The organism is Microvirga aerophila (genome assembly GCF_003332305.1).
Classification (GTDB): Bacteria; Pseudomonadota; Alphaproteobacteria; order Rhizobiales; family Beijerinckiaceae; genus Microvirga; species Microvirga aerophila.
The window spans coordinates 18,324-35,459 of record NZ_QOIO01000016.1; the positions used below are offsets into that span (position 1 = coordinate 18,324).

Annotated in this window: 10 protein-coding genes; 5 read left to right on the forward strand and 5 right to left on the reverse strand. The window is 66.9% G+C overall.

From position 1 onward, the window contains the following. The first annotated feature begins 2 nt into the window (after window positions 1-2). The 4 genes from DRB19_RS10660 (at window position 3) to DRB19_RS10675 (ending at window position 5,612) form a co-directional block, all read left to right on the forward strand. On the forward strand, window positions 3-1,316 hold the full coding sequence (locus tag DRB19_RS10660) for an RsmB/NOP family class I SAM-dependent RNA methyltransferase (RefSeq protein WP_245439394.1): 1,314 nt from the start codon (window positions 3-5) through the stop codon (window positions 1,314-1,316). Between the two features lie 94 nt (window positions 1,317-1,410). After that, a complete protein-coding gene (locus DRB19_RS10665; protein ID WP_114186025.1) occupies window positions 1,411-3,171 on the forward strand; it encodes a heparinase II/III family protein in 1,761 nt (586 codons plus the stop codon). A gap of 88 nt (window positions 3,172-3,259) precedes the next feature. Then, on the forward strand, window positions 3,260-4,852 hold the full coding sequence (purH, locus tag DRB19_RS10670) for a bifunctional phosphoribosylaminoimidazolecarboxamide formyltransferase/IMP cyclohydrolase (RefSeq protein WP_114186026.1): 1,593 nt from the start codon (window positions 3,260-3,262) through the stop codon (window positions 4,850-4,852). Window positions 4,853-5,291: 439 nt separating this feature from the next. Continuing rightward, window positions 5,292-5,612, forward strand: a complete 321-nt coding sequence (locus DRB19_RS10675; RefSeq protein WP_114186027.1) for a heavy metal-binding domain-containing protein — start codon at window positions 5,292-5,294, stop codon at window positions 5,610-5,612. 73 nt (window positions 5,613-5,685) lie between these two features. On the opposite strand, the gene DRB19_RS10680 is transcribed toward DRB19_RS10675, so the two are convergent. Beyond that, entirely contained in the window at window positions 5,686-7,095 is a 1,410-nt protein-coding gene (locus DRB19_RS10680) for an MFS transporter (RefSeq protein ID WP_114186028.1), read from the reverse strand. A gap of 82 nt (window positions 7,096-7,177) precedes the next feature. Further along, window positions 7,178-11,998 carry an NAD-glutamate dehydrogenase gene (locus tag DRB19_RS10685; protein WP_114186029.1) on the reverse strand — a complete coding sequence of 1,607 codons (4,821 nt, stop codon included), beginning with the start codon at window positions 11,996-11,998 and terminating at the stop codon, window positions 7,178-7,180. Between the two features lie 478 nt (window positions 11,999-12,476). Here DRB19_RS10685 and DRB19_RS10690 point away from each other — a divergent pair, with 478 nt between their 5' ends. Beyond that, window positions 12,477-12,857 (forward strand): DUF2794 domain-containing protein, encoded by a 381-nt coding sequence (locus DRB19_RS10690; protein ID WP_114186030.1) that lies wholly within the window; start codon window positions 12,477-12,479, stop codon window positions 12,855-12,857. 45 nt (window positions 12,858-12,902) lie between these two features. On the opposite strand, the gene DRB19_RS10695 is transcribed toward DRB19_RS10690, so the two are convergent. From DRB19_RS10695 to DRB19_RS10705, 3 genes are all read right to left on the reverse strand, one after another. Next, window positions 12,903-13,439, reverse strand: coding sequence for a GNAT family N-acetyltransferase (locus tag DRB19_RS10695; protein ID WP_114186031.1), 537 nt, complete (start codon window positions 13,437-13,439; stop codon window positions 12,903-12,905). Between the two features lie 98 nt (window positions 13,440-13,537). Further along, on the reverse strand, window positions 13,538-14,320 hold the full coding sequence (locus DRB19_RS10700) for a Bax inhibitor-1/YccA family protein (RefSeq protein ID WP_114186032.1): 783 nt from the start codon (window positions 14,318-14,320) through the stop codon (window positions 13,538-13,540). Window positions 14,321-14,547: 227 nt separating this feature from the next. After that, on the reverse strand, window positions 14,548-17,136 hold the full coding sequence (locus DRB19_RS10705; protein ID WP_114186033.1) for an ABC transporter permease: 2,589 nt from the start codon (window positions 17,134-17,136) through the stop codon (window positions 14,548-14,550).

The window sequence follows — 17,136 nt, forward strand, 5'->3', positions numbered from 1 at the left end:
ATGTGAATCAGACAGACTCAAATGCGGGCCTCGGGCCCCGCCGACTCGCCTGGAATGCCGTCACCGAGACCCTCAAGCGGCGCGTCCCCCTGGACGACATGCTGGACGAATACGCGCCGGCGGAGCAGCTGTCCGGGCGCGACGAGGCCCTTGCCCGGGCCATCGCCATCGTGACCATGCGCCGTCTCGGCACCATCGGCTGGGCCCTGCGCGAGCGCTTGGATAAGGGCCTGCGCGACGATCGCCTGCTGAATCTCCTGGCCATCGGGGCGGCGCAGATCCTGTTTCTCGACATTCCGGACCACGCGGCGGTCGACACCGCCGTGCAGCTGGCCCAGCAGGAACATAGGATCAAGCACGCAGGCGGCCTCATCAACGCGGTTTTGCGGCGTGTGGCGCGCGAGCGCAACGCGATTCTTAACGGCGCCGAGCCCTGGCTCGACACCCCCGATTGGCTCGAGGAGCGCTGGATCGCCCAGTATGGTGAGGGGATTGCCACCGAAATCGTGAAGGCGCACCGGTCCATGGCGTCCGTCGACCTGACCGTGAAGGAAGACCCGGGTGCCTGGGCGGAGCGTCTGGGCGGCGTTCTCCTGCCGACAGGCAGCGTGCGCCTCACGGAGCGCACGTCGATCCGGGATCTGCCGGGCTACGACGAAGGAGCCTGGTGGGTGCAGGACGCGGCCGCGTCCCTGCCGGCGCGCCTGCTCCATGCGAAGCCCGGCGAGCGGATCGCGGATCTGTGCGCCGCGCCCGGCGGCAAGACCGCCCAGCTGGCGGCGGCCGGCGCCGATGTGCTGGCGGTGGACCGTTCGGCGAAACGTCTGAAGCGTCTGAAGGAAAACCTCGCGCGCCTCGACCTGTCGGCCACGACCCGCGCCATCGACGCGGAAAAACTCGACGAGCCGCCCTTCGACGCCATCCTGCTCGATGCGCCGTGCTCGGCCACGGGCACGATCCGCCGGCATCCCGACGTGGTCTGGACCAAGAGCGGCGAGGACGTGCGGAAGCTCACGGGCCTTCAGGCGCGTCTTCTCGACAAGGCCGCGGCCCTGCTGAAACCCGGCGGCCGTCTGGTCTACTGCACCTGTTCCCTCGAACAGGACGAGGGCGAGCGGCAGGCGGAGGGGTTTCTGGCCCGCCATCCGGATTTCAAGCGCCAGCCGATCACGGCGTCCGAGATCGGCGGACTGACTGAGTGCCTGACGCCGGACGGCGACGTGAGGACCCTGCCCTGCCACCTCTCCCTGACCGATCACGACCGCAGCGGCCTCGACGGGTTCTTCATGGCGCGGTTCGTGAGAGGCGAATCTTAAAGAAACAGCCCGCCGCTTACCGGATGTTAACCTAAAAACGAGAACTCCTACTTAAGCTGCGGTCGAGGTCAGCATCAGGAGAGGAGCGCCACGCGTGGATTATGGGCCGGACCGCTGGCGGCTATATGGCCTCGCGTTGCGCGAGTCGGGCCGGGCCATGCGCGAGACCATGGTCTGGAGCGCGTCCAGGATGCTGTTCGGCGCGCCCGTTCCGGCGCGGCTGATCTTCGCGCCGCAGGACCTACGCACCGCCGATCCGACGATTGCGACCGACATCTATTCCGGCTTCTTCTCCTTTGCGGGCCGCGCCATCACGACGAGCGGCCGCTCACCCTTCAGCTTCACGCCGCCGAGCCGCGCCTGGGGCGAGGCGCTCTACGGGTTCGGCTGGCTGCGGCACCTGCGGGCTGCCGGCACCGCGCTGGCCCAAGCCAACGCCCGCTCCCTGGTAGACGAGTTCGTCACGTCGAAGCTCGGCGACCGGCGGCTGGCCTGCAGCACGCCCGTCATGGCCCGTCGCCTCATCTCCTTCATCAGCCAGTCGCCGCTGATCCTGGAAGGAGCGGACCACGCCTTCTACCAGCGTTTCCTACGAATTCTCGGCCAGGGCGTGCGCGACCTGGAACGGCGCGTCCGCGCCGGCGCCCTTCCCTATGACCGGCTCGTCGCCGCCATTGCGCTGTGCTATGCGGGGCTGTGCTGCGAGGGCCTGGACCGGACCCTTCGACGCGCAACGCGCCTTCTCGACCGTGAGCTGGAAAGCCAGATCCTCGCCGACGGCGGTCACGCGAGCCGCAATCCCCGCGTTCTCGTGGACCTTCTGTTCGAGCTCCTGCCCCTGCGCCAGATGTTCGCCAGCCGCGAAGTCGATACGCCCCAAGCCCTGCTTCACGCCATCGACCGTATGCTGCCGATGGTGCGCCTCTTTCGCCACGGGGACGGCACCCTGTCCCATTTCAACGGCATGGGCGTGACGGCGGCCGATCACCTGGCGACCCTTTTGACCTATGACGACATGCGCAGCCAGCCGATCCACCATGCGCCGCATTCCGGATACGAGCGCGTGGAAGCCGGCCGGTCGCTCCTGGTGGCCGATGTGGGCGCCAGCCCGCCGGCGCCTCTCTCGTCGGAGGCGACCGCCAGCTGCCTGTCCTTCGAGTTTTCGAGCGGCACGCAACGCATCGTGGTCAATTGCGGAACGCCGCACATCACCGCCGATGCGGTGCTCCAGGCCTCGCGCTCCACGGTGGCGCATTCCACCGCATCCATCGACGACGTCTCCTCCTGTCAGATCGTCGCCATCAAGGGCAACTGGCTCGACCGCCTCATGGCGCGCCATGTCCTGCGGCGGGTCGGGCCGGTGGTGATCAGCGGGCCCGAGCGGGTGACGGTGGAGCGCGGCGAACGCGAGCACGTGCAATCGCTCACGGCGAGCCATGACGGATACAAGGCCAGCCTCGGCCTCACCCATGAGCGGCGCTGGCAGCTCGCCCAAGATGGTGCCAGGCTCGAGGGCGAGGACGTGTTCTGGGGCGAAGGCGCCGGCAAGACCCGCGAGGCCATCATCCGTTTCCATCTCGCTCCCGGCGTCCGGGCGAGCCGCGCACAGGGCGGGCGCGTCGTCATGCTGATCCTGCCCAATCGCGAGGCCTGGCAGTTCTCGGCCGCGCCCGCCGAGGCTTTCGTCGAGGACAGCATTTTCCTCGCCTCCTCGGACGGCATGCGCCGCACCGAGCAGATCGTGCTGGCCTTTCGCCCGAGCGAGACGCCCTCGGTGCGCTGGCGCTTCGAGCGCCTGGCCCGCACGTTCAATCCTGGCGCGCCGCAGGCCCAGCCCGAACCTGGTCTGCTCTAACAACCGGCATATGCGTCCGGCGCGGTTCCCATCACCGCCCCGCCGTGCTATCGCGCCCGCACATCAAAACCCCTATGGAGCGGCCGCCATGCCGAGCGATCCGAAGCGCGTGACGCGCGCCCTGCTTTCCGTGTCCGACAAGGCAGGTCTCGTGGACTTCGCCCGCGCGCTCCATGAACGGGGGATCGAGCTGGTCTCTACGGGCGGCACCCACAGGACCCTGAGCGAGGCAGGCCTGCCCGTGAAGGACGTGAGCGACCTCACGGGCTTTCCGGAGATGATGGACGGGCGCGTCAAGACCCTCCATCCGGCGGTTCACGGGGGCCTGCTGAGCATCCGGGCCAATCCCGAGCACCAGGCTGCCATGCTGGCCCACGGCATCCAGCCCATCGACCTGCTGGTGGTGAACCTCTATCCGTTCGAGGCCACGGTCGCGGCCAACAAGCCCTACGACGACTGCATCGAGAACATCGACATCGGCGGTCCCGCCATGATCCGCGCGGCGGCTAAGAACCACGGCGACGTGGCTGTGGTGGTGGATGGCGCTGACTACACATCGGTGCTGGCGGATCTCGACGCCTATGAAGGCGCAGTCACGCTCACTCTGCGCCGCCGCCTGGCGCAAAAAGCCTATGCGCGCACCGCCGCCTACGACGCGGCGATTTCCAACTGGCTCGCCAACGAGCTCGGTGAGGAGGCCCCATCCTTCCGGGCGCTCGGCGGCTCCATCGCCGAGGTGCTGCGCTACGGCGAGAACCCGCACCAGGCCGCCGCTTTCTACCGGTCGCCCGAGAAGCGCCCCGGCGTCGCCACCGTGCGCCAGGTGCAGGGCAAGCAGCTCTCCTACAACAACATCAACGACACGGACGCCGCCTACGAGGCCGTGGGGGAATTCCCGCCGGAGCGCTCCGCCGCCATCGTGATCGTCAAGCACGCCAACCCGTGCGGCGTGGCCGAGGGTACGACCCTGCACGAGGCCTACGGGAAGGCGCTGCGCTGCGATCCGGTCTCGGCCTTCGGCGGCATCGTGGCTATGAACCGGCCGCTGGACGCGGAGGCCGCACGGGCCATCACCGAGATCTTCACCGAGGTCATCATCGCGCCGGACGCCTCCGAGGAGGCCATCGCCATCGTGGCTGCGAAGAAGAACCTACGCCTGCTGCTCGCGGGCGGCCTTCCCGACCCGCGCCAGGAAGGATTGACCTTCCGCACGGTCGCAGGGGGCTTCCTGGTGCAGGGCCGGGATAATGCGGTCGTCGACGCCATGGACCTGAAGGTCGTGACGAAGCGCGCCCCGAGCGACCGGGAACTGGACGACCTGCGCTTCGCCTTCCGGGTCGCCAAGCATGTGAAGTCGAACGCCATCGTGTATGCCCGGGATCTGGCGACGGTCGGCATCGGCGCTGGCCAGATGAGCCGCGTCGATTCCTCCCGCATCGCCGCCTGGAAGGCTGCGGAAGCCGCCAAGGTCGCAGGGCTTCCCGAGACCCTCGCCAGGGGTTCGGTCGTCGCCTCGGATGCTTTCTTCCCCTTCGCGGACGGCTTGCTGGCCGCCGCCGAAGCCGGAGCCACCGCGGTGATCCAGCCGGGCGGCTCCATGCGGGACGACGAGGTCATCAAGGCGGCGGACGAGGCGGGCCTTGCCATGGTGTTCACGGGATACCGGCACTTCCGCCACTGATGCCGCGAGCGCCGACGGTGCTCTCCTCCCCCTTGCGGGGAGGAGGTGGAGGTGGGGGTCGGACAGTCGGAACTCTGACCTTCGTTGTCGAGGCGCGAGGCTGCTACAGCCTCACCTCTCCTTGGAGGGAGAGGTCGAGCGAAAGCGAGGGTGAGGGGTTATGCCCTCTCCGGATAACCCACGCCCCTCACCCGGACCTCACGGTCCGACCTCTCCCCATGAGAGAGGTGATCAGTGCCTCACCTCATCCTCTCTCACCCGGTCACACCCCCCCACCCGGCTGCTCACGCAGCCACCCTCCCCGCAAGGGGGAGGGAACTGGCGTCGCGCCGTCTCCGAAACCGCATGACCTCACCTGCCTTGCCAATCGAACCACGGCCACTCTCTTCCGTCTGTGCTATCCGCCCCTACATCAGGATCATCTTCAAGGGAGATCCTGATGATCATCACGACCACGCCCACCGTCGAGGGCCGCCGCATCGCATCCTACCGGGGCATCGTTTCGGGGGAGGCCATCTTAGGCGCGAACGTGTTTCGCGACTTCTTCGCGTCGATCCGCGACGTGGTGGGCGGGCGCTCCGGGTCGTATGAGCGGGTTCTGCGCGACGGCCGCGACACCGCGCTTCGGGAGATGATCGACGAAGCCGAACGGCTCGGAGCCCACGCCATCGTGGGCGTGCAGCTCGATTACGGAGCGCTGGGGGCCAATGAGGGCATGATGATGGTGACGGCGAACGGCACTGCCGTCACGCTGGAATGATATCAGCCCCTGTTGCATTGGGCGCCGGCCTGGAGGGCTGAAACGCATAGGCGGTGGCGAAAGGGCTTTGCTCTCACACGCGTCTCACGCCACTGAGCAGCAGCCCGCCGGTCACGAAGAACAGGATCAGCACCGCCGGTCCGGCGGCCTGCGTCTGGAACAAGCCGGTGGCCACGGCGACCGCGAGGGGCGCGAGGAACGACGTGACCTTCCCCGATAAGGCGAGCAGGCCGAAATAGCGCCCCGCCTCGTGCACTGGGACGAGACGCGCGAGCATGCTCCGGGACGAGGCCTGAAGCGGCCCCGCGACGGAGCCGATCACGAGGCCCAAGGCCAGGAAGACCTTTTCGGGCGTGGTGCCGTACAATCCATCGCCGGGCTCGGGCGCCGCGGTCGGGATCGCGAACAGGACATGCTCGCGCCCAAGCGACAGCACCCCGATGCACACCAGGGCAAGAACCACGATCGATCCCAGGATCACCGATCTGGCGCCGGTACGGTCGTCGAGCCGTCCGCCGATCAGGGCTCCGGCCGTGCCGGTGACGGTGAGCAGGATGCCGAAGACGCCGAGCTCAGTCGCCTGCCAGCCAAAGACTCCCGCTCCATAGATGCCCCCGAAGGCGAACAAGGCCACGAGGGCGTCCTGATACACCATGTTGGCGAGGAGAAATCGAACCAGCCCCTTGTGCTGGCGCGCATCGGTGAGCGTGCTTCGCACCTGCGCCACCCCCCGTGTCACGGCCTGCCCCATGGAGAGCCGGGAGCGTGCGATATCCGGCGTGAAGAAGAAGAGCGGCAGGACGAAGACGAGAAACCACACCGCCGAGAAAGGCCCGCTGACGCGGTCGCCTTCACGGGATGCCGGATCGAGACCAAAGAGCGGATCAAGCCCTAGGACGGTTTTGCCGGTCTCCGGGTTGGCTGCCAGAAAGCCAAGCACGACCACGAGCGACACGAGGCCTCCCAGATAACCGATGGCCCATCCGGTGCCCGAGAGCCGGCCGAATTTCTCCGGCGGCACGAGATGCGGGATCATGGCGTTGTTGAACACCGCCGCGACCTCGACCGCCACCGTTCCGACCGCGAACCCGACGAGCCCGATAGCAATGGCGTACGGCGCGCCGGGCGCGGCGTTCCACAGGGCGAAGGATGCGCAGAACAGCACGAGGCCGCACGCGGCGATCCAGGGCTTCTTGGGTCCCGTGGCGTCCGCGATGGAGCCAAGGACCGGCGACAGGAAGGCGAGGACCAAGCCCGCGCCGGCGGTTGCAAACCCCCACAGGCTTTGCCCGGAGACCGGATCCGGCGCGAGGGCCGACGCGAAATAGGGCGCGAACACGAAGGTGGTGACGAGGGTGAAGAATGGCTGGCAGGCCCAGTCGAAGAAAAGCCAGCCGGCAATGGCCGAGCGTCGCGCAGACAGTTCCGGCGCAACGGCCCTGCCTCCAGTCGTCGATACTGCCTCAGGGGCCAAGGGATTCATCGCACCGCGCTCGCTCACCGGATCTCCCTGTCCTGCCCCCGCCTTGGCAAGGCCACGGAGATGACTTGCAGGCCCGGTTCTATCAGCCTTTGGCCAGATCGCCCAGAAGGCTTGCCGCGACGGTAACTTTCGAGAGGGTGAGCCCCGAGGACACGATGCCGTCGACCGCGCCCCTGATCCGGTTGACGTCCGAGCCGCGCCGCTCGCTCCACACCTGCACGGCGTCGGCCCCGGACGCATCCTGAGAGGCGATTTCCGCCGTCAGGTTGCGGTGCGCGGACGCGATGGCGTCGATGGCGCGATCGAGCGCCAGACGGTCGAAATAATCGCTGACCGTGATATCGCGCGCCATTCCGATGAGGGAGCCGAGCCGGAACGCAGCCTCGACGGCGAAATGAATGCGAGCGATCTCCGCGACGGGCCGGTTGGATTTCTGCGCCGTGAGGACGATGTCGGGAGCGGCCACGAGATCGGTTGTGGCCGCGAGGGAGCGGGCGAGCTCTTCCGGCGTCCCCTGGTCGACGAGCTCTTTCGTGCGCGCCGCCCAGGCTGCCAGAGCCTCGGGGGAGAGCGTCTCGTCGAGACCCTTCTCCACCTCGACGATCCCGGCCCGATAGGCGCCGACGATGTCGTCGAGGGAATGCGCGGTGAAGTCCACATGGCGGATGAACCAGACGATCCGGTTCATCAAAAGATCCTGCAGCTCGGCATACAGGCTCAGTTGCAGCTGGCCCGGGACGACGCCGTCCAGGGCGTCGATGGCCGCGTTCAGGTCGGTGAGGCCGAAGGAATCCCGGGTGGCCGCATAGGCCGCCGCGATGGTCGGCGCATCCGCGCCGGTCTCGTCCACGAGCCGGGCCACCATGGTCGGCCCGCCCCGGTTGATGATGGCGTTGGCAAGCTGCGTGGCGATGATTTCCCGGCGCAGGCGATGGTTCGCGATGGCGTCGGGGAAACGCTCGCGCATATCGGCCGGGAAATAGCGCTCCAGCTCCTTGCCCAAGTAAGGATCGTCCGGCACGGAGCTTTCCAAAAGCTCATCGTGCAGGGAGAGCTTGGCATAGGCGAGCAGCACGGCGAGCTCGGGCCGCGTCAGGGCCTCGCCCCTGCGGGCGCGCTCCGTCAGGGTCCCGTCGTCCGGCAGATACTCCACGGTGCGGTTGAGGCGCCCTTGCGCTTCCAGCATGTGCATCAGCCGGCGGGCGAAACCGATATCGCCGACGCCGCGGCGCTCGGAGAGCGACAGCGCCAGGGTCTGCAGGTAGTTGTTGCGCAGGACGAGCTTGGCGACCTCGTCGGTCATGTCGACCAGGAGCGCGTTGCGATCGTCCTCGCTCAGGCGTCCGTCGCGCTCGGGCACGCTCAGGGCGATCTTGATGTTCACCTCCACGTCGGAGGTATTCACGCCCGCCGAGTTATCGATGGCGTCCGTGTTGAGGCGAACCCCTGCACGCGCCGCCTCGATGCGCCCGCGCTGCGTCGCGCCCAGGTTGGCGCCTTCGCCGACCACCTTCGCCCGCACGTCCGCACCGGTGATGCGGATGGCGTCGTTCGCCCGGTCGCCCACCTGCTCGTCCGTCTCGGTGGAGGCGCGGATATAGGTGCCGATGCCGCCGAACCAGAGCAGGCCCACCGGCGCTTTGAGAATCGCGCTCATGACTTCGGCAGGCGTCGCCTCGGCCTTGTCGATGCCAAGCAGCTCGCGAATTTCGTTCGACAGCAGGATCGCCTTCGCGTTGCGCGGGAAGACGCCGCCGCCGGTGGAAAGAAGCGCCTTGTCGTAATCCTGCCAGCTGGAGCGGGGCAGACCGAACAGGCGCTCACGCTCCCTGAACGACGTCTCCGGATCGGGGTTCGGGTCGAGGAAGATGTCGCGGTGATCGAAGGCCGCCACGAGCTTCAGGGATCGCGACAGCAGCATGCCGTTGCCGAACACGTCGCCGGACATGTCGCCCACGCCCGCCACCGTGACGGGCTGGGTTTGGATGTCGATGTCGATCTCGCGGAAGTGGCGCTTCACCGCCTCCCACGCGCCGCGGGCCGTGATGCCCATCTTCTTGTGGTCGTAGCCCTGGCTGCCGCCGGACGCGAAGGCGTCCCCGAGCCAGTGGCCCTTTTCGATCGAAAGCTCGTTCGCCATGTCGGAGAAGGTCGCCGTGCCCTTGTCGGCCGCCACCACCAGATAGGGGTCGTCCCCGTCATGGCGGACGGTATCCGGCGGAGGCACCACCGCGTCGCCCACGATGTTGTCGGTGAGCTGCAGGAGCGTACGCACGAAGATGCGATAGCTCTCGGTTCCTTCCGCAAGCCACGCTTGCCGGTCGCCCGGGGGCGGCAGCTGCTTGGGCACGAAGCCGCCCTTCGCGCCCACGGGCACGATCACGGCGTTCTTCACCTGCTGGGCCTTTACGAGGCCTAGAACTTCGGTGCGGAAATCCTGCGGCCGGTCGGACCAGCGCAAACCGCCGCGCGCGACTTTTCCGAAGCGCAGATGCACCCCTTCGACCCGGGGTGAATAGACGAAGATCTCATAGAGAGGCTTGGGCAGCGGCAGGCCATCGACCTTGGCGCATTCGAACTTGAACGCGATGGTCTGGCGCGGAAGCCCGTTGCCTTCGAGCTGGAAGAAATTGGTGCGTACGGCCGCGTCGATGAGGTTGAGGAAGCGGCGCAGGATCCGGTCGTCGTCTAGGCTCGTGACACTCGTCAGCTGCTCCTCGATGGCGGTGCGGATCGCGGCTTCGGAGGCGGCCCGCTTCGCCTTGTCGTCGACCCGCGGGTCGAAGCGCACATAGAACAGCTCCACCAGCCGCGCCGCGATGGCGCTGTGCCGGGCGAGGGTCTCGGCGAGATAATCCTGAGCGTAGGTGACCTGGATCTGGCGCAGATACCGCCCGAACGCCCGCACCATGGCAACGTCGCGCCACCCAAGCCCCGCCTCCAGGACGAGGCGGTTGAAAGCGTCCGACTCGGCGAGGCCCCGGAACAGGGCGAGCAGGGCCGCCTCGATCAGATCCTGGATCTCGTCGATGCGGATGACGCCCCCGGAGGCGCGCTCGAGAGTCATGTCGTGGAGCCACACGCGCTCGGTTCCAAGCGCGACCCGGTAGGTCCGTTCGTTGACCACGCGGAAGCCGAGATTTTCCAGCAGCGGTACCCGCTCGGAGAGCGGCAATGCGGTGCCGCGCGAGAAGACTTTGAGGTGAACGCGGGTCTCGTCGTCGCCTTCGCGCCGGTAGAGATCCACCGCCCGGGGACGCTGCTCGGAGAGCTGCTCCAGGATGGCTACGTCCTGGATTGCCTGCTCGGCCCCGAAGGCCTCACGGTAGGCGGCGCTGAACGCCTCGGCGTAGCGGTTCGCCAGGGCCCGGGCGCGCGGACCGCCGATCGTGGCGTCGAGCTGATTGCGCACGGCGTCTGCCCAGGTGCGCACGATGCCGGCAATGCCCCGTTCCAGGACCTCGCGGGGCACCTGCGGCGTCGCGCCCTCGTCGCGCCCGATGATGAAATGGGTGCGCGAGAGCGGCCCCTCCGGATAGGACGGATAGGACGCGGAGACCCGGCCCTCGAAGACGCCCGCCAGGAATTCGCCGATGCGGCGGCGCGCGTCCGTGTCGTAGCGGTCCTTCGGCACGAACACGAGCACGGACACGAAGCGATCGAACTCGTCGACCCGCGCCAGCGCCCGCACCCGCGGCCGCTCGGACAGGTTCATGATGTCGATGGCGAACTCGTAGAGGGTTTCCTCTTCGATCTGGAACAGTTCGTCGCGCGGATAGCTTTCCAGCACATTGAGAAGGGCGCGGCCCGCATAGCTCGAGGGATCGAAACCCGCGCGGCCGATGACCTTCGCCACCTTGTGGCGCAGATACGGCACTTCGGCCGTTGTGTTGGTGTAGGCGCTCGCAGTGAATAGCCCGACGATGCGCAGCTCCCCTTCCAGCTGTCCGTTTCCGTCGAACAGCTTGACGCCCACATAATCGAGATGGGCGCGGCGGTGGACCCGTGACTTGACGTTCGCCTTGGCGATGATGAGCGCTTTCGGGCGCCCCAGGAACGCCCGGATTTCCGGCGTCATCGTCACCAGTTCGCGGCCCCTGCGGAGAACCCGCATGAGGGGATCGCGCAGAAGTCCGAGGCCGGAGCCCTCGACCGGGTCGGCCGCTGCGTCGCCGCTGGGGAGCCGGTACTCGCGAATGCCGAGGAACGTGAAATTGTCGCGCGCCATCCAGTCGAGGAAGGCGACTGCCTCCGTGATCTCGTCCTCCGGCAGAGGCGGCGGGTTGAGGCGGTAATTGTGCACGATCTCGGTCACGCGGGCGCGCATGCCGGGCCAATCGTGCACCGCCAGGGACACGTCCTTGTGGACGAGCCGGATGGTTTCCACGAGCCTTTCGCGGGCATGCGGATCGTCGATGCGCGGCAGGTGAATGTGGATGAAGCTCTCGCGCTTCACGCCCGGACGGGAATGAGCCGTGGCCTCTCCCACGAGGCGCACGAGAGCGCCGGTCCCGTCCCGCTCCACGGCCAGGATCGGGTGCGCCACGAGAAACGCCTCGTATCCCTCGTCGACGATCTCCGCGAGCGTCGAGTCGAGCAGGAACGGCATGTTGTCGTTGACGACTTCGAGGACGGTCACATCCCGGCGGCGGCCCTCGCGCTCGACTTCCAGATCGACGAGGCGGACGTCGGCCTCCCCGGTGCGCCGGGTCTTGAGATGCTCATAGGCCTCGGCCGACAGATCGGCGAGGGCCTTGGGCGAATAGGATGCGAGATCCTCCGGCGGCACTCGCCCGAAGAGGTCACGCAGGAAGCCCGGAGGAATGGCCCTGTGGCTCGCTTCCAGCACCGCGACCGCTTCAACCGTCAGTTCGCTTCCGCTGGTTGGCGTTTCCAGCTTCATGCGCGCATCCTTAGCTATGATCGTTGTTGGGAGCGTTGCCACAGACTTACACAACACGCAACCGTAGCCCGCCTTGTCTACACATGTAACGCGGCGGGCGCATGAAGGAACGACGGTTTAGGCTGTTTCGCCCCTGCCGGACGACATATCCGGTCCATTCCCGTTGCGGCAACCGGAGCCGTCGACAGGCAAAAGAAAAGCCGCCCGAAGGCGGCTATTGATAGCCTCAAGAATGAAGTGGCCCGACCCATTGGCCAACCCAGAGGGCTGGGGGGCTGACGTGTCCGAGTCGGTCAAGGAGCCGGGCCGTCGAGGCAACGCTCGAACTATCAATCTCCAGTGGGGCCACCACAGGGCACGATTACGGCAACAATAAGATTTGTCTCAAGGCCCGGCGGGTTATTCAGCCTTAACGGGTTGATCCAATACTCCGACGGACCCATCATCAAGGGATCAGTGATGGTTCACAGGAGACATTATGAGCGAAGGTGACATCGCAGAGCCGCTGCGCGGCGCCGGTCAGGGCTCGGCCCATATCGTGCCCTTTCCCGCCGCGCAAAAACGAGTTTCGTTCGACCGAGTGGAATTGCAGACCATTCTCAACCTCTATGGCCGCAAGGTCGCCGAAGGCGAGTGGCGCGATTACGCCATCGACTTCCTGGCCGACAAGGCGGTCTTCTCCATCTACCGACGCACCTCCGAGGTGCCCCTCTATCGGATCGAGAAGCATCCGAAGCTCGCCAAGAAGCAGGGAGCCTATTCGGTAATCGTCTCCACCGGGCTGATCCTGAAGCGCGGGCACGAACTTGGGCGCGTGCTCAACGTGCTCGACAAACCCCTGAAGGTCGTTTCGAACTAGGACTGTCCCTGCCCGATATTCGTTCGAGACATCGACGAGATGGGCTCAGTCGATCGGCCGCGTCGGCGGCTGCGCCATGCCGCACCCGAGGGGCCGCTGCATCAGCACGGTCGAGAGCCAGCGGCCGTGCTTGTAGCCGATGCCTTTGAGCACGCCGGCGGGTTCGAAGCCAAGGCTCCGGTGCAGCGCGATCGAGCCATGGGATTCCTCGTCGCCGATCACGGCGACCATGAGCCGAAAATCCCGTTTCTCGCACTCGTCGATCAGTGCCGTCAGCAATGTGCGGCCGACGCCATGCCCCATGGCGTCCGGCGCGACATAAATCGAATCTTCCACCGTGGAGCGATAGGCTGGCCGTGTCCGGTAGGCCCCCGCATAGGCATAGCCGAGAATGGCGCCATCCTGTTCAGCCACGAGATAGGGGTAGTCGCTCTCGATCAACGCCATCCGGCGTCGGGCCATTTCCGGCTCATCGGGCGGTTCGAGCTCGAACGACGCGGTGCCATAGGTCACCGCGTGGGCATAGATGGCCGCAATGGCGGAAAGATCGGAATCGACCGAAGGGCGGACAAGGAGGCTCATGGGACGCCTCGTAATGACAAGCCCCGACGAGCGCAATACTCAACAAAAAAGCCCCGGCTTCGGGCCGGGGCTTGAAAGGCTTGTTCGTTGTTCCGCCGTTACTCGTTGCGGTTGCCCACGAGGGCGAGCAGGAACTGGAACATGTTGATGAAGTCGAGGTACAGCGTCAGGGCGCCGAACACCGACACCTTGGCGGCCGCCTCACTGTCGTAGTTGCCGTACAGGTACATCTCCTTCAGCTTCTGCGTGTCGTAGGCGGTGAGGCCCGCGAAGATCAGAACGCCGATCACCGAGATGCCGAACTGCAGCGCGCTCGAGGCCACGAAGATGTTGACGATCGAGGCGAGGATCAGGCCGACAAGGCCCATGATCAGGAACGAGCCCATGCCGGACAGGCTGCGGTTCGTGGTGTAGCCCCACAGCGACAGCGCGCCGAAGGCGGCGGCCGTGATGAAGAACACCTGCACGACGCTCGCGCCGGTGTAGCGGATGAGCAGCGTCGAGAGCGAAGCGCCCATCACCGCCGCGAAGGCGAAGAAGGTCATGCGCGCCGACGACGCGGACATCCGGTCCATCCGGAACGAGAACAGGAAGATGAAGGCCAGCGGCGCCAGCGCCACCACCCACATCAGGGGCGTGCCGTAGAGGACGCGTCCGAACTCGGTCAGGTTGACGCCGCCCATGCGGGCGACGGCCTGCGCCGGGTCGCTGGTCACGGCCAGTTGGTTCACCCCAAGGGCGATCACAGCCGAGATCGCCAGGCCCAGGATCATGTTGTTGTAGACGCCGAGCATGAAGGCGCGCAGGCCCTGGTCGACCTGTGCTGCCGTCCGGGCAAAGCCGGTGCCAGAGGCGTATTGGTTTTGCTCATACGGTTGCATCGGAGTCCTTTCTCGCGGTGTCCCGTGATGTTCCAACAGAGGCTGGACATCAGCCTCCGACCGCCCTCCCGGGCGACAGATAGAATATGAGATGTCGCCACTGCTTGCGCAAGAGGCAGGGCCAAGCTCGAAGAAGCTTCCCTAACGGCAGGATTGCGAAAGGGAAACCACCTGTTGGGAGACCGGTTCCGGAGCGATGTGAAAACCGCTCCGGAACCGGCCCTACCTTAGAGATTGCGCAGGTACTGCGCCGGTTTCTGGCTCAGGATTCGCCAAGTTCCGGTCAATCCGAGGCCCACCGCCACGAACACCGCCAGACCCGAAGCCAGGACCGCGCCCGAGAGATCGAGGGCAAAGGTCAGGTTCATCACCCGGGTGATGATGAGGTACGACGCAAGGGTCCCGGCCAGGAGCCCAAAGACTGCCGTGGCCAACCCGAGAAGGCCGTATTCCAGCGCATAGGCCGAAAGCAGGCGGGCGCGGGTGGCTCCCAGGGTCTTCAGCACCACCGCGTCGTAGAGACGGGCCCGGTGACCGGCCGCAAGGGCCCCGGCCAGAACCAGAAGGCTTGCAATCAGCGCGATGGCGCTTGCGCCGCGGATCGCCATGACGAGCTGCGAGACCACGTCGTTGACCGCCTCCAGCGCGTCCTTGACCCGCACGCTCGTCACCATGGGAAAGCTTTGGGCCGCGCTGCGCAGGATCTTGGCGTCGGCCGCCGCATCCGAGCCGTTCGGATAGGTGACGGTGGCCAAGTGCGTGTGCGGCGCGCCCGCGAAGGCGTTCGGGGAGAACACCATCACGAAGTTGATCCCCATGGAGCGCCATTCCACATGGCGCAGGTTGGCGATGGTGGCCGTGATGTTGCGGCCGAGCACGTTGACGACGATCTCGTCGCCGATCTTGAGGCCCAACCCCTCGGCGACCCTCTGGTCGAAGGAAACGAGCGGCTTGCCGCGATAATCCTCAGGCCACCACTCCCCTTGCACGATCCTAGAGCCGTCCGGCGGCGCCTTGGCGTAGGTGATGCCGCGATCCCCATCCAGAACCCACGACACATCCTCCTGAGCCTTGATCTGGCTGACCGGCAAGCCTCGAAGCGAGACGAGCCTTCCGCGCATCATCGGCACGCGCTCGATCTGCGCGTCGGCCGATTGCTCTTTCAGGAAGCCTTCGAAGGCGTCGGCCTGAGCGTTGGGAATGTCCAGGAAGAAGAAGCTCGGTGCGCGCTCCGGCAGGGTCTGCTGCAGCTGTTTCGTGAGGTTGGAATCGATGAGCGCGAGCGTCACCAGAAGCGTGATCCCCAGCCCCAGGGATAGGACGAGCGAGGGCGTCAGCGCGCCGGGCCGGTGGATGTTGGCAAGCGCCAGGCGCGGGGCCGTGCTCCGGGGGCGCGGCATGCGCCGGGCGAGCGCCATGATGCCGGTCGCCACGAGGCGCAGCAGCACGAAGGAGGCGGCGGCCGCGCCCACGAACATCAGCGCGATCCTGCGGTCGTAGGCGGCCAGTACTGCAAGCGACACGAGCGCCGCGACCGAAAGCGCGAGCGCCGCCAGATAGCGCTTGCGCGGCCAGCGCCGCTCCGGGTCGACCTGATCCCGGAAGAGCCCGGAAACCGGCACGTCATGGGCGCGGCCGAGCGGCGCTAGCGCGAACACCAGGGCCGTGAGCACCCCATAGAGCAGCGCCACGCCAAGCTCCGTCCAGGCAAGCGTGGGCTGGATCGGGATCGGCAGGAGATGGCCGAAGAGGCCCGTGACGATGAACGGCAGCGCCGCCCCGACGCCAAGGCCGATGGCGATGCCGAGGGCTGCGATCATCATCACCTGGGTGAGGTAGAGCAGAACCACTTGGCCGCCCGGCGCGCCCAGGCTCTTCAGGGTGGCGATGGAGGCGCGCTTGCGGTCCACGAAGCCCCGCACCGCGTTGGCGACGCCCACGCCGCCGACGAGGAGCGCCGTCAGGCCAACCAAGGTGAGAAATTGCGTGAAGCGCTCGATGTTGCGGGCAAAACGCGGATCGGCGTTGAGGCGGGTGCGGATGTTCCAACCGGCTTCCGGCAGGACGCGGGCGGCCTCGGCCTCGATCTGTCCCAGCCCCTCCTCGGTGGAGAGGTCCTGGGGCAGGATAACCCGGTAGGTCCAGCGCACGAGGCTGCCGGGCTGGATGAGGTCTGTCGCACGCACCGCCTCCTGCGAGACCAAGAGGCGCGGACCGAAGCCGATGCCGCTGGCGATCTTGTCGGGTTCCGACACGAGGGTCGCGCGCAACTCGACGGTCGCGTTGCCCACGGTGACCCGGTCGCCGACCTTGAGGTCGAGGCGCGCCAGGAGGGCGAGATCGGCGGCCGCGCCGTACGCGCCGTTGCGCTCGGCAAGCAGATCGGCCGGGCTGAAGGGCGGGTCCGTCTCAAGGGTTCCGACACGCGGATAGCCCGCGTCCACGGCCTTGAGCTCGACCAGAGCCGAGCCCTTTTCGCCAGCCAGCGCCATGGCGCGCATGGACGCGATGGAGCTGACCTCGCCCTTGGAGGTGAGGTAGGCCCGCTCGGCTTCGTTCGCCTCCCGCTGAAGAAGGGAGAAAGCCATGTCGCCGCCGAGGATTCGACGGCCCTCGCGACCGATGCCATCGGTGAGCGAGCGCGACAGGGACGAGACTCCCGCAATCGCCGCGACGCCGAGCGCGATGCAGGCGAGAAAAATCCCGAAGCCTTTCAGGCCGCCGCGCAATTCGCGAAGAGCCAGCCGCAGCACGAGGGGAAGGGACGAGCCGGATGGGGAGCGACCCGGGACCGGGGCCGGAATGGTGCCGTGCAT

Bases quoted from the DNA above. Each gene is read 5' to 3' on its own strand.
- purH (WP_114186026.1), top strand. From the start codon at position 3,260: ATGCCGAGCGATCCGAAGCGCGTGACGCGCGCCCTGCTTTCCGTGTCC.
- DRB19_RS10675 (WP_114186027.1), top strand. From the start codon at position 5,292: ATGATCATCACGACCACGCCCACCGTCGAGGGCCGCCGCATCGCATCC.
- DRB19_RS10680 (WP_114186028.1), bottom strand. From the start codon at position 7,095: ATGAATCCCTTGGCCCCTGAGGCAGTATCGACGACTGGAGGCAGGGCC.
- DRB19_RS10685 (WP_114186029.1), bottom strand. From the start codon at position 11,998: ATGAAGCTGGAAACGCCAACCAGCGGAAGCGAACTGACGGTTGAAGCG.
- DRB19_RS10690 (WP_114186030.1), top strand. From the start codon at position 12,477: ATGAGCGAAGGTGACATCGCAGAGCCGCTGCGCGGCGCCGGTCAGGGC.
- DRB19_RS10695 (WP_114186031.1), bottom strand. From the start codon at position 13,439: ATGAGCCTCCTTGTCCGCCCTTCGGTCGATTCCGATCTTTCCGCCATT.
- DRB19_RS10700 (WP_114186032.1), bottom strand. From the start codon at position 14,320: ATGCAACCGTATGAGCAAAACCAATACGCCTCTGGCACCGGCTTTGCC.
- DRB19_RS10705 (WP_114186033.1), bottom strand. From the start codon at position 17,136: ATGCACGGCACCATTCCGGCCCCGGTCCCGGGTCGCTCCCCATCCGGC.